Here is a 13,752-nt window from a genome sequence, read left to right as displayed (position 1 = left end):
GTCTTTTGAAGATCGATTATTTATTTCCTCAGGGAGGTGTCTATAAAAATGAAACGCACATTTCAACCAAATAACCGTAAGCGTAAAAAAGTACACGGCTTTCGTTCTCGTATGAGCGATGCGAATGGACGTCAGGTTCTAAAACGTCGTCGCCGTAAAGGTAGAAAAGTATTATCTGCATAGACCACTGAATAACTATCAGTGGTCTTTTTTCTAGCTATCGATGATTGAAACACCTTACTTCGGAAAGGATTAGTAAGGAATATAATGATCATAATGTAACCTATGTTCCTTCTTGATATTGGAGTGAGGATTTTAGTATGAAAAAACGTAATCGAATTAAAAAGAATGAAGAATTCCAACGGGTATTTAAGAACGGTGCCTCTTTTGCGAATAGACAGCTTGTACTGTACTACGTTCGAAATGAGAACCAGGAACATTTCCGAGTGGGGTTATCTGTAAGCAAGAAAATAGGAAATGCTGTCATGCGTAATCAAATTAAGCGCTATTTACGTCAGGCTTTTCATGATTTAGATTCAAGTATAAAGCCATCATTTGATCTGGTAGTGATTGCTCGTAAGCCGACCAATCAAATGAATTACTTTCAAATCAAGAAAAGCCTGACGCATGTATTGTCGAAAACGAATCTTTTGGTAAAATCAAATGTGAAATGAAGCCGAGGATTTTATATAGAACCTGATGAAGAAAAAATGGTAAAATACAAAGTGACGTATTTATTTATGGATTAGGATTTGTAAGGAGGAGACGACGTTGCAAAAGAAGATCCTTTACTTGTTAGTGATGACAGGACTTCTTGTTTTACTTTCAGGTTGTACTCAAATAAACCAGGATATTACCTCTGAAAGTACAGGAATTTGGAATGAATATTTTGTTTATCCGCTGTCAGTGCTAATTAAATACTTTGCTGGTCTCTTTAGCGAAAGTTTTGGACTATCAATCATTGTTGTTACACTTATTATTCGTACCATTCTATTGCCGCTAAACGTGAAGCAATTGAAGAGTTCAAAGGCTATGCAAGATATCCAGCCAGAATTACAAGAGCTACGTTCCAAATATAGCTCAAAAGACCAAAAAACACAGCAACAACTACAACAGGAAACGATGCAGCTTTTCCAAAAGCATGGAGTAAATCCATTGGCAGGATGTTTCCCTATCTTACTACAAATGCCGATTTTGATTGCTTTCTATCACGCTATTATGCGTACTCAAGAAATTCAAACGCATAACTTCTTATGGTTTGAACTTGGAGCACCAGACCCATTTTTCATTATGCCGATTGTAGCAGCTATCACCACTTTCATTCAGCAGAAGCTTATGATGGGTGGATCTGGACAGGCTATGCAAAATCCGCAAATGAAAATGATGTTATATATCATGCCTATTATGATTGGTGTGTTTGCACTTAACTTCCCAGCAGCTCTTGCATTATACTGGGTAGTGGGTAACATTTTCATGATTGCCCAAACCATTTTCATCCGTAAACCAATGATGAAGGAAACGGAAACAGGGGGAGCGAGTAAGTGAGACAAGTAACTGCTACTGGACAAACAGTTGAGGACGCGGTCCAATCAGCGTTAGAGCAGTTAAACACCTCGAAGGACCAAGTCAATGTCGAAGTCATTGATGAAGGAAAAAAAGGATTCTTTGGAATTTTTGGCACAAAACGAGCCATTGTGAAGGTAAGCATTGTGGAACCAGAAGAAGAAAAAGATTCCGAACAACAGCTAGAACAAACAGAGCCTTCTGATGAACATGAAGCAAACAATCAGATTCAAGAACAACCAACCATTCCTAACCACACTAAAGAGGAAGAAACAGACTTTTCTGCTGGTGAGGAAGCAACAAAAGTGGTTGAACCGGCTCAAAAACATGATTCTATTGAAGAAACGAAACAATATTTAATAGATGTAGCTGCTGGAATGGGAGCTACGATTGATGTGAAGGTTCACCGAAATGGAAAAGAAGTCATATTTGAGTTGATTGGTAGTAAAATTGCTTTACTCATTGGGAAACGAGGCCAAACCTTAAATGCACTGCAGTATTTAGCTCAGCTCGTTATTAATCAACGTAGTGACAATTACCATACGGCAATTGTTGATGCGGAAGGTTATCGTGGACGAAGGAAGGACACGTTAACAAATTTGGCTAACCGTTTGGCAGAGAAAGCAATTCGTACGAATAGTGATGTCGCTTTAGAAGCAATGCCTTCTTATGAACGCAAGATTATTCATACAGCCTTACAAAATCATAAAAATATTACTACCTATTCCGATGGAACTGAACCCCATCGACATGTAGTGATCAGACCAGAATAAAAAAAATCCCTTAGCGCGAAATGAATGCGTTAAGGGATTTTTTTATTCTTTTTTAGCTCCATTATGTTGAAGACTTGGAATCGAGATATTTTAAAAGGTGGTGGGTCCGATGCATAAAAGGGAAGGGGGGGTACGGTGGAACAACTCGCTTTCCTGTGGGCGAGCTGGTGAGCCTTCTCACTGGCTTCGCTCCCTCCGGGGTCTCACCAACCTCTTTCTCCCGCGGGAGTCTCGCAGTCCCCCTTCACCCCCTGTTAAATCAAGGCTATCGGACCCGCGATTAAATGCAGTACCTCTCCAAACCGTCAAAATGCTCTTATTTTCAGTGGAAGCCTTCTCTTGTTACCCCCTTGGGAGAAATAGACTTTATATGTGTGAAGTTGAATTTCGATACTAAAATTTATTAGTTCGTAGATCATAATGCAGAATATATGCAAGTACCTCTACCTTTCAACATGACTATGTTTCCGTTCCTCCCAACAATAGCAAAGGTGGCCGTGGAACAAGGTCGGAGAAAGAGGTAGGCGAGCCCCCGGAAAGCCCCGATTTTGGGCTTGAGGAGGCTTGGAAGGGGAGGTTCGACTAAAATCGTCACATCGTGTGACAACGTCGAACGACCCTACATCGTGTAGGGCCGCCGACAGGACGCGAGTTGTTCCACGGCCACCTTTATTCTCACAAAAGCTACGGAAACATCCCTCTTTTTTGTTAGGTATTTGCTAAATAACTGAATTTATCTCGAATCCAAGTCTTCAAAATTATGCCTCTAAATTTGAATAATATAAAGTACAAATTCATAACGATTTATATTTTTTCTTCATACAAATGGCTTGGTATGGAATAGTTAAAAGGCCATTATGATAAATTTCACTGTGATAAGGTCGAATAACTGGATTGTGGATAAGAACATGATAAAATAATAGAGGTGATTAATGTGGGTTATCCACATGTGGATAAGGTTGAAGTGGGTTAAAAATGGCTATACTGAGTAAAAAAATCTTTTCAAACAAAATCATTTTATGCTAGTCTAGTTAGTTAGTGACTATATAAATTAATCTTGTGGATAACTATAGATAGTTCGATAAATAAAAGAAAGGGGTGAAGGCATGGATACGGATACCATTAGTGCGATATCAACGCCCGTTGGAGAAGGAGCCATCGCCATCGTTCGTTTAAGTGGTCCTGAGGCTGTAGCAAGAGCCAATAAAATTTTTCACGGGAAAGAGCTAGAACAGGTGGCATCGCATACGATTCATTATGGAAAATTAATAGATCCAAAATCGAATGAACTAGTTGAGGAAGTAATGGTCTCTGTTATGCGTGCTCCCAAAACATTTACCCGTGAGGATATTGTAGAAATTAATTGTCACGGAGGTCTTGTTTCTGTAAATCGTGTGCTAGAACTCGTTTTAGACTCAGGGGTACGATTAGCAGAGCCTGGTGAATTTACCAAGCGCGCCTTCTTAAATGGAAGAATTGATTTGTCCCAAGCTGAAGCGGTAATGGATTTAATCAGAGCGAAAACGGATCGTGCCATGAATGTAGCGTTAAAACAAATGGACGGACGTTTGTCTCAGCTTATTCAGCAATTGAGGCAACAATTACTGGAGACAGTAGCTCAAGTTGAAGTGAATATTGATTATCCAGAATATGATGATGTCGAAGAAATGACAAATGAGTTAATGATTGAAAACACCAAGAAAGTCCATCAAGAAATAGAACGCCTTTTACAAACTGCAAAGCAAGGGAAAATACTACGAGAAGGTCTCGGAACAGCTATTGTTGGAAGACCTAACGTTGGAAAATCCTCATTAATGAATGCACTCGTGCATGAAAATAAAGCAATCGTTACAGAAGTCCCTGGTACAACAAGGGATGTCATTGAGGAATATGTAAACGTACGTGGCGTACCGCTTCGCTTGATTGATACAGCTGGAATTCGCGATACAGAAGATCTTGTTGAAAAAATTGGTGTGGAACGGTCTCGTCAAGTTCTTCAAGAAGCAGACCTTATTTTACTCGTACTCAACTATGGGGATGAATTAACAGAGGAAGATGAAAAATTATTTGAAGCAGTCCAAGGTATGGATGTTATTGTGATTGTGAATAAGACGGATCTTCCTAGAAAGCTAGACATGGATCGACTCCATGAAATAGCTGGTGAGCATACAATTGTTAATACGGCGATTATCGAAGAAGAAGGAATTGATCAGCTTGAAACAGCTATTTCAGAAATCTTCTTTGAAGGGGACTTGGATACTGGAGATATGACATACGTCTCCAATGTTCGTCACGTTCAGTTATTAAATCAAGCGAAAGAAGCGCTTGAAGATGCAATGCGTGGCATGGAAGAAGATATGCCAATCGATATTGTACAGATAGACGTTAGAAGAACCTGGGAGCTACTCGGTGAGATCGTAGGAGACTCTGTTAGTGATAGCCTATTAGATCAATTGTTCTCTCAATTCTGCTTAGGGAAATAAACTTATAATAAAGGAGAGAGTATCATGTCAACATTTGACGCTGGACATTATGACGTTATCGTTATAGGTGCTGGTCATGCTGGTGTGGAAGCAGGGTTAGCTGCGGCTCGTCGAGGAGCAAAGACATTAATGCTAACACTTAATTTGGATATGATTGCATTCATGCCATGTAACCCATCTATAGGTGGACCTGCCAAAGGTATCGTTGTTCGTGAAATCGATGCATTAGGCGGTGAAATGGCTAAAGTAATCGACAAAACGTATATTCAAATGCGTTTATTAAATACACGAAAAGGCCCGGCTGTACGTGCGCTTCGTGCTCAAGCGGATAAGCATCTATATGTTCAAGAAATGAAGAAAGTATTGGAAAACACCGAAAATCTTACCCTTCGCCAAGGAATGGTAAAAGAATTAATCGTGGAAGATGGCCAATGTAAAGGTGTTGTAACGGAAACAAAAGCGGCTTATTACGCTGACAATGTTATTGTTACTACTGGTACTTTTATGCGAGGAAAAGTTCTTATTGGAGATCTCGCTTATGAAAGTGGACCGAACAACCAACGTTCTTCTACGAAATTATCTGAGCATTTAGAAGAACTAGGAATTGAAATGGTTCGTTTTAAAACGGGTACACCAATGCGTGTGAACAGTCATACGATTGATTATTCCAAAACGGAAATTCAACCAGGAGAAGACGTACCTCGTGCCTTTTCCTATGAAACGACAGAATTTATTATGGATCAGGTTCCGTGCTGGTTAACGTACACGAATGAACACACTCACAAGATTATTGATGATAACTTAAGTTCCTCAGCTATGTATTCAGGTATGGTTAAAGGGACAGGACCTCGTTATTGCCCATCAGTTGAAGACAAAATCGTACGCTTCCATGATAAACCGCGTCACCAGGTCTTCTTAGAGCCAGAAGGACGCAATACAGAAGAAGTGTATGTGCAAGGACTATCCACGTCTCTTCCTGAAGGGGTGCAAAAAGAGATGATGGAAACTGTACCTGGACTTGAAAACGCAGAAATCATGCGTGCTGGATACGCTATTGAATACGATTCTGTAACGCCAACCCAATTATGGCCAACATTAGAGTTGAAAGCTATTAATGGTCTGTTTACAGCTGGTCAGATCAACGGAACTTCTGGGTATGAAGAAGCAGCTGCACAAGGGTTAATGGCAGGAATCAATGCAGCAGGTAAAGTGCTTGGTACTGAACCAGTAATCCTAGATCGGTCACAAGCTTATATTGGAGTTATGATGGATGACCTAGTAACAAAAGGAACAGATGAACCATATCGTCTGTTAACGTCTCGTGCTGAATATCGTTTGATTCTTCGTCACGATAATGCAGATTTACGACTAACGGATATTGGATATGATATTGGATTAATCTCAGAAGAGCGTTATACCAAATTCCAAGAAAAGAAACAATTGATCGAAGAAGAAATTAAACGTTTAGAAAGTGTTATGTTGAAACCGACTGATGAGGTGCAGACTGCCATTGAACAAGCAGGTGGTTCTCCATTGAAGGAAGCTGTTCGTGCCTCTGATTTACTTCGTCGTCCTGAAATGAAATATGATGCAGTAGCGGAGCTAACGAAACCAGATAAAGAACTACCAGAAGACGTAAGAGAACAAGTGGAAATTCATCTCAAGTATTCTGGTTACATTCAAAAATCAAACGAACAAATTGAACGCATGAGAAAAATGGAAAACAAAAAGATTCCAGATGATATCGACTATGATGATATCCATGGTATTGCTTCAGAAGCTCGCGATCGATTGAAAGAAGTACGTCCACTTTCTGTAGGGCAAGCTTCGCGAGTTTCAGGCGTAAACCCTGCCGATGTTTCAATTCTACTTGTATATATCGAGCAAGGTAAAATTGCAAAGGTTTCAGGAGATGAAGCATAAGCGGAAAGGATTGTATGCATGAATATAGAAGCCTTCCTTCAAGCTTTGAAAGACCAGGGAATTGAATTGAGTGAGGAACAGGTGGATCAGTTCAACACGTATTTTCAAACCCTGGTAGAGTGGAATGAAAAGATTAATTTAACAGCGATAACGGATGAAGAGGATGTGTACTTAAAGCATTTCTATGATTCGTTATCAGCAGCCTTTTATATGGATTTCAATCAGCCTCTACAAATATGTGATGTTGGAGCGGGTGCTGGGTTTCCTAGTATCCCCCTCAAAATTGTATTTCCAGAACTAAAGGTTACTATTGTGGATTCATTGAAAAAACGAATTACGTTTTTGAATCATTTAGCAACGCAGCTTGGATTATCTGATGTAGCCTTTTACCACGATCGGGCTGAAAACTTTGGGAAAAACGCAAAATTTAGAGAACAATTTGATGTCGTGACAGCTCGAGCGGTAGCCCGTATGTCGGTATTAAGTGAATTATGTTTGCCTCTAACAAAAGTTGGTGGGACTTTCTTAGTCATGAAAGGCTCTCAATTTGATGAGGAAATGAAGGATGCTGATTTTGCAGTGAAACTTCTTGGGGGAGAAGTAAATACGTTTCATACCTTTTACCTTCCTAAAGAAGATAGTGAAAGAAGCATTGCCATCATTGATAAAAGACGTAAGACGCCTAAGAAATATCCACGAAAAGCTGGACTACCAAACAAAAGCCCACTCGTAGAATAGCATGTCATGTTCCTATTATCCTGCTACAAATGTTAGGTGTAGCAGGATTTCTACATACATTCCAAGGGTTTTACCATTATGTTTGCGTTGAGCACATTTAAGATAAAAGAAAAGAGGATTTTGTCTGATAGGCGTAGAATATGTTGGTTCTAGCATGTTCTTTCCTGTCTACTAGATTGAAAAGATTTCTAGCAGTCACTGCTAATTTATAGATAAATATGATAGAATAATAGAAGATTATTTTGTTACGGAACGAGATGCGCGCCAGCATTTCAGCTGATGCGCTTTTTTGTACTTTCAGATATCCCAAATTTGATGAATGAAAGTATAAAAAACATTGATATTCACATAGTGAATGGTTGTGTTTATTTAATTAGATGGTTTTATAACTGATATGTAAATTGATTTTTATAGATGCTTTTTGCCTCTATATTCCCTGGAGGCTTGCCCGATGGTAAGTTTTCTATTTGTTTCACGTGAAACATTCCTTTTAACAAGACACATAAAGAAATATACACAAGAGTGTGAAAGTAGAAAAGGTGGTGTCTAAGGATGAAACACCCATTCAGCCGTTTGTTTGGATTAGGAGATAAATCCGAAGCAGGAGCCGAAGCGGAAGAACAAGAACAGCAAGAATACCATCCTGATGAAGTCGTCCAGATTCCTATTGAACAAATTCAGCCAAACCGTTACCAACCCAGGTCTATCTTTAATCCGGAAAAAATAGAAGAATTAGCGCAAACCATACATACTCACGGTATGATTCAGCCAATAGTCGTTCGAAAAATCGAAGGTCAAGACGAAGGATATGAGTTAATAGCCGGCGAGAGACGGTGGAGAGCGGTACAAGTATTAGGCTGGGAACAGGTTCCCGCAATTCTAAGGGAAATGGATGATACGCAAACAGCCTCAGTAGCGTTAATAGAGAATCTACAACGTGAAGAATTGTCTGTGGTTGAAGAAGCAACGGCCTATTCAAAGCTATTAGAAATTCATGGTCTAACTCAGGAGGCTTTAGCTCAACGATTAGGAAAGAGCCAATCTACAATTGCAAATAAATTACGTCTTCTCAAATTACCAGAATCCGTTCGACAGGCAATCCTAGATCGAAAAATCACAGAGCGTCATGCTCGTGCTTTGATAGCTTTAAAAGAGCAAGAGAAACAAGAAAAGTTATTAGAGGAAATCATTGAAAAGAGCTTAAATGTCAAGCAAACAGAGGAACGCATTGAAAAAATGCTCTCTCAAGATAATGAGCCAAAGAAAAAGAAACCAAAGTTAAAAGGCATTAGTAAGGATACGAGAATTGCTATGAATACAATACGCCAATCTTTAACGATGGTATCTGATTCTGGAATCAATCTAGAAACAGCCGAGGAAGACTATGAGGATTACTACCAAATCACAGTAAAAATTCCAAAAAACAAATCCTAAATCGTTGCTACCCATCTTTTTGAACATATCTAAAAAGATGGGTATTTTTGCACTATATATAGGTTGAGTTTTTACAATGGCGTTATTGGTAGAATCATAACCGGGTCGATTTTTAGACGGTCATGAACACCATGTACGATAATAGACCTAACTTCCACCAATATTTAGTGAAAAGTCGTGTTTTTCTGAAAAAAAATGATAAAATATAAGGTGTAAGATTTGATGGATAAGAGGTAGGTGACATCATGGGCAAAGTGATTGCAGTTGCCAATCAAAAAGGTGGTGTGGGGAAGACAACCACCGCTGTAAATTTAAGCGCTTGCTTGGCCTATTTAAATCATAAGGTATTGCTTGTAGATATCGATCCTCAAGGTAACGCTACGAGCGGAGTGGGGATTGATAAGGCTGATATGGATCAATGTGTATATAATGTTCTTGTAGAGGACTTGGAAGCTAAGCATGTAACCGTTCCGACCATGGTAGAAAACTTAAAAGCTATTCCAGCTACGATTCAATTAGCTGGAGCGGAGATAGAATTAGTACCAACAATATCAAGAGAAGTCCGATTGAAAAAAGCTATTGATTCCGTTAAAGATCAATATGACTTTGTTATCATTGATTGTCCTCCTTCATTAGGATTGCTAACGATTAATGCTCTAACAGCATCGGACGCCGTTTTAATACCAGTTCAGTGTGAGTATTATGCCCTGGAAGGATTAAGCCAACTTTTAAACACTATTCGCCTTGTTCAAAAGCATTTAAATAAACAATTAATGATCGAGGGCGTTTTACTTACTATGTTAGATGCTCGTACAAACTTAGGCATACAAGTTATAGAAGAAGTGAAAAAATACTTCCAAGATAAAGTCTACCAATCTATTATTCCTCGTAATATTCGTCTTGGGGAAGCCCCAAGTCATGGACAACCTATTATTTTATACGATCCAAAATCACGAGGAGCTGAAGTGTATTTAGAATTAGCAAAGGAAGTGATGGTGAATGGCCAGAGGGTTGGGTAAAGGTATTAACGCGCTTTTTCCAGATATGGAAGCTAAGCAGGAGGAAGCGGTTCAAGAGGTCTCGATAAATCAATGTCGGCCAAATCCTTATCAACCACGTAAGACCTTTCATACAGAGGCGATTGAAGAATTAAAAGAGTCCATAATCCAACATGGTATTCTTCAGCCGCTGATTGTACGCAAAAGTATTAAAGGCTATGAAATTGTTGTTGGAGAACGTCGTTTTAGAGCAGCGAAAGAAGCAGGATTTGAAAAAGTACCTGTCGTTATTCGTGAATTAGACGACACCAACATGATGGAACTTGCCTTATTAGAGAACTTACAACGAGAAGATTTGACCCCGATTGAAGAGGCAAAAGCATACTCTAATTTAATGAAAGAACTTGGCATGACCCAGGAACAGCTAGCCGCACGACTTGGTAAAAGTCGGCCTCATATTGCCAATTTAGTACGCCTGCTTTCCTTACCAGAACCAGTCAGTGCCCTCATTAATAATGGGGAGCTATCAATGGGGCATGGAAGAGCGTTACTAGGCTTGAAAAATAAAGAACAGCTTATGCCGCTAGTTGAAAAAGTGCGAAATGAAGAATTAAACGTACGACAAGTCGAACAATTGATCATACAAATGAATGAAAAAAACATGCAAAAGAAAAAGAAGAAAAAAACACAAAAAGATGTGTTCCTCCAAGAGAGAGAATCCGTCTTACAAGAGCGTTTAGGTACAGGTGTTACGATTCATAAAGGAAAGCGAAAAGGGAAAATTGAAATTGAATTTTTCTCTGATGAAGACCTAGAGAGAATCCTACACCTATTTGAATAAGCTTATAGGACGAGCCTGGTATGTGTAACACACAATACCAGGATTTTTTCACTTTTAAGGAGTGTGTATAAGTGAAATTTGTAGACAGGACTTGCCAATTGGCAGCTTTTACGATTTGTGGGAAGGGATTTGTAGTATAGTGTTCCACGTGAAACAAAAGTCCTGTTTCTGCTAGATTCAAAACAGTAATGGGGGTTGGGATGAGCTAATGGTTGTGTACGGTGCTCTAATGAATGGGGTAGGTATTTTAATAGGGGGAATTATAGGGCTCTTTCTCCATAAAGTACCTGAGAAAGTCAAGGAAACAACGATGAATGGAATAGGATTGGCTGTGTTATTGATAGGCATTCAAATGGCCATTCAATCTGAGGATATTATTGTATTGGTGTTGAGTCTTTTGTTTGGAGCATTCATAGGTGAAGCACTTAAGATTGAGGACCGTTTTGAACAACTGGGGAGTTGGGTTGAAACTCGATTTAGTAAAGAATCTAACGACAGTGTTTCGCAAGGGTTTATGACCGCTTCTCTCATCTTTGTTATCGGAGCTATGGCTGTGGTTGGGGCGTTGGATAGCGGCATAAGAGGCGATCATGATATTTTAATTACTAAAGCAATTATAGATGGGTTCGTGGCATTAGTATTAACGACCACGTTAGGATTTGGTGTACTATTTTCCATCTTACCAGTATTGCTATATGAAGGTGGTATTGCTTTGTTAGCTACACAAATCGATCGTTGGTTACCGCAGTCATTTTTGGATCTCTTTATAATAGAAATGACAGCTACAGGTGGGTTACTTATTGTAGCAATTGGCTTGAACTTATTACATATAACCAAAATAAGAGTCGCAAACCTTCTACCAAGCCTGCTACTAGTAGGGGTTGTATTATACGGTAGTATTCAATTGGGTCTATAAGAAAAACACAAAGCAAAAGCCTAGCAGTCCATTTAATTGGAGTGCTAGGCTTTTTTAAAAGCAACGAAAGCATAAATTACTGGCGCATACGTGTCCAGCTCCAGCGCCCAGCGACTAGCAAACTTCCTGCCCCTCCTTACGATAAGTCAACATCGAATCGCTTCCGCTCTTCGTGTTTCCTTTATCTCATACGGAGCCGTCCAGTTTGTACGTCGCTTAACGGGCGCTTGCGCTTTTCTTGAAGCAACGAAAGAATAAGTTTCTTCAGGCGATTGCGCTCTTCTTTATTCTTTTACTGGAGTCCAATTACCTAATTTCCTCGTAAGGGTCTCGGTCTTTTTGTTAGTTGACTGGGTACTAGAAAGTGTTATTTGTCGATCAAAGGAATCAATGGTTTTTGCTACTTTTTTAGCCATTTGCATTACTAAGTGAAGGCGGGTGTTTTGCAGTACAAAGTATTCCATGAATCCACTTACGTTTACTACTCCAGTAAGGTGAATCTCTCCTACATCTGGTAGCTGCTTTTTGACAGCTGCTCCTGGTTTTACAGGACCTTGACCAAGAATGATGTTTCCTACAGATGAGACTTTGCCTAAGCATGCATCCACGCCAATAATGTATGGATGAGAATGTGTTTTATGAATATGCTCTAATTTTTCAGCTAAGTTAACTGCATGGACAGGCTCATCTAACGTTCCGTACACTTGGATGTTTCGTAAACGTTTTTCTTCCAGTAAGCTACCGATTAGTGGACCGAAAGAATCTCCAGTAGAGCGGTCTGTTCCAATACAAACAATGACAATGTCTCTATTGGCTGGAACCCATTCCTTTAACGTTTGCGTCAAATTCAACAGCATTTTTTCGTCTTCATAATGATACCGTTCTTCTTGGTTTTGAGAAAAAAGTCTCCGTTTTAGATTCATAGCTTTTCCTCCGTAGTCATATTGTTATTAGTATACAGCGCTTTTCGTAAATCTATACATGTTCGAAGAAAGAAGGTAGGAGGAAAAGAAATGATTCGTGCAGGATTCAAATGGATGTTTTTAATCATTGGTACTATGATAGGCGCAGGTTATGCTTCTGGAAGAGAATTATGGCAGTTTTTTGGTCATGAAAGTGGACTGGCTATACTCTTATTTACGATGTTATTTACCGTATCATGTAATGTGATTTTATCAATTAGCTTTGAGCAGCAGTCCAAGCACTACCTTCCTGTTCTTCGCACAATTGTGGGACAGAAGCTAACTCTTATTTACGATGGAATGATTATTCTATACCTCTTTACAACAACAGTCATTATGTTGGCTGGAAGTGGTGCGACCTGGCAAGCTTTTCATTTCTCCTATTGGGTTGGCATCTTAGCCATTGCAATCCCTTTAGTTCTTGTTTTCGTTTGGGATATTAAAGGCATTTTATCGATGAATAGCATCATCCTACCTTTATTAATTGGTGGACTCTTATACGTATTGATTTTGTTTTCCGTTCAAAAAGAACTATCCTTATTTACATTTGGTGAACAACGTAATTGGACAGCGGCGTTCCCTTTTACCGCCTTAAATATCTTACCCTTAATTGCAGTACTTGGTGCAATTGGTAATCAAATGAAACATAAGGGTGAGGTGTGGATTGCAAGTGTTGGTAGCGGTATTTTATTAGGAAGTATATCGTTCATTTATAACAATAGCTTAATTCAAATTTCAGATGATATTTTACTTTATGAAATTCCCCTGTTTGCTATACTTAAACATTACCCGTATGAGATGTTCCTATTCATCTCGATGCTCTTATGGATTGCCATCTTTACGACAGCCGCATCTGGTGTTCTTGGATTGATCACACGTTTTCGGTCAAGGTTAAAGGGGCCTCTTTGGTTATTGGCATTAATAACGATTGTCCTCATGATTCCATTAACTAGTTTTGGGTTTTCAACATTAATTACATACTTGTATCCTTTGTATGGATTGTTAAACCTTTATGTATTATCCTGTATTTTGTTGTATCCAATTACAAATCGATACAAAATGGACTGAAAACCTGATAAAATGAGGTATCATGGATTATGTTGTACGGGAGGGGAGGCCTG

13 protein-coding genes are annotated in these 13,752 nt (G+C 39.2%); 12 read left to right on the top strand and 1 reads right to left on the bottom strand.

All coding sequences use genetic code 11. The features are described from left to right. Positions 1-48 precede the first annotated feature (48 nt). From rpmH to N782_RS07750, 11 genes are all read left to right on the top strand, one after another. A complete protein-coding gene (gene rpmH, locus N782_RS07800) occupies positions 49-183 on the top strand; it encodes a 50S ribosomal protein L34 (RefSeq protein ID WP_036818177.1) in 135 nt (44 codons plus the stop codon). Between the two features lie 137 nt (positions 184-320). Beyond that, positions 321-674 carry a ribonuclease P protein component gene (gene rnpA / locus N782_RS07795; RefSeq protein ID WP_036818175.1) on the top strand — a complete coding sequence of 118 codons (354 nt, stop codon included), beginning with the start codon at positions 321-323 and terminating at the stop codon, positions 672-674. A gap of 127 nt (positions 675-801) precedes the next feature. After that, on the top strand, positions 802-1,545 hold the full coding sequence (spoIIIJ, locus tag N782_RS07790) for a YidC family membrane integrase SpoIIIJ (RefSeq protein ID WP_420805585.1): 744 nt from the start codon (positions 802-804) through the stop codon (positions 1,543-1,545). After that, positions 1,542-2,336 carry an RNA-binding cell elongation regulator Jag/EloR gene (gene jag, locus N782_RS21950; RefSeq protein WP_036818170.1) on the top strand — a complete coding sequence of 265 codons (795 nt, stop codon included), beginning with the start codon at positions 1,542-1,544 and terminating at the stop codon, positions 2,334-2,336. Before spoIIIJ ends, jag begins: the two co-directional genes overlap by 4 nt. 1,106 nt (positions 2,337-3,442) lie before the next feature. Continuing rightward, positions 3,443-4,819 carry a tRNA uridine-5-carboxymethylaminomethyl(34) synthesis GTPase MnmE gene (gene mnmE / locus N782_RS07780; RefSeq protein ID WP_036818168.1) on the top strand — a complete coding sequence of 459 codons (1,377 nt, stop codon included), beginning with the start codon at positions 3,443-3,445 and terminating at the stop codon, positions 4,817-4,819. A gap of 24 nt (positions 4,820-4,843) precedes the next feature. Then, entirely contained in the window at positions 4,844-6,742 is a 1,899-nt protein-coding gene (mnmG, locus tag N782_RS07775) for a tRNA uridine-5-carboxymethylaminomethyl(34) synthesis enzyme MnmG (protein ID WP_036818166.1), read from the top strand. A gap of 18 nt (positions 6,743-6,760) precedes the next feature. Next, on the top strand, positions 6,761-7,480 hold the full coding sequence (gene rsmG, locus N782_RS07770; protein ID WP_036818164.1) for a 16S rRNA (guanine(527)-N(7))-methyltransferase RsmG: 720 nt from the start codon (positions 6,761-6,763) through the stop codon (positions 7,478-7,480). A 552-nt stretch (positions 7,481-8,032) separates the two neighbouring features. Further along, complete coding sequence (gene noc / locus N782_RS07765; RefSeq protein WP_036818163.1) at positions 8,033-8,914, top strand: nucleoid occlusion protein; 882 nt, start codon at positions 8,033-8,035, stop codon at positions 8,912-8,914. A gap of 245 nt (positions 8,915-9,159) precedes the next feature. Beyond that, positions 9,160-9,933, top strand: a complete 774-nt coding sequence (locus N782_RS07760) for a ParA family protein (protein ID WP_036818162.1) — start codon at positions 9,160-9,162, stop codon at positions 9,931-9,933. Beyond that, a complete protein-coding gene (locus N782_RS07755; protein WP_036818160.1) occupies positions 9,914-10,753 on the top strand; it encodes a ParB/RepB/Spo0J family partition protein in 840 nt (279 codons plus the stop codon). Before N782_RS07760 ends, N782_RS07755 begins: the two co-directional genes overlap by 20 nt. Positions 10,754-10,961: 208 nt before the next feature. Then, on the top strand, positions 10,962-11,669 hold the full coding sequence (locus N782_RS07750) for a DUF554 domain-containing protein (protein ID WP_036818158.1): 708 nt from the start codon (positions 10,962-10,964) through the stop codon (positions 11,667-11,669). A gap of 284 nt (positions 11,670-11,953) precedes the next feature. On the opposite strand, the gene yyaC is transcribed toward N782_RS07750, so the two are convergent. Then, a complete protein-coding gene (yyaC, locus tag N782_RS07745; protein ID WP_052111233.1) occupies positions 11,954-12,592 on the bottom strand; it encodes a spore protease YyaC in 639 nt (212 codons plus the stop codon). 90 nt (positions 12,593-12,682) lie between these two features. On the opposite strand from yyaC, the gene N782_RS07740 reads away from it, so the two are divergent. Beyond that, positions 12,683-13,699 carry a YkvI family membrane protein gene (locus N782_RS07740; protein WP_036818156.1) on the top strand — a complete coding sequence of 339 codons (1,017 nt, stop codon included), beginning with the start codon at positions 12,683-12,685 and terminating at the stop codon, positions 13,697-13,699. Positions 13,700-13,752 lie beyond the last annotated feature (53 nt).

The sequence above is a fragment of the Pontibacillus yanchengensis Y32 genome (assembly GCF_000770635.1).
GTDB lineage: Bacteria > Bacillota > Bacilli > Bacillales > BH030062 > Pontibacillus > Pontibacillus yanchengensis.
The sequence above is the reverse complement of the archived record's forward strand: the minus strand, read 5'-3'. Positions and strand labels throughout refer to the sequence as shown.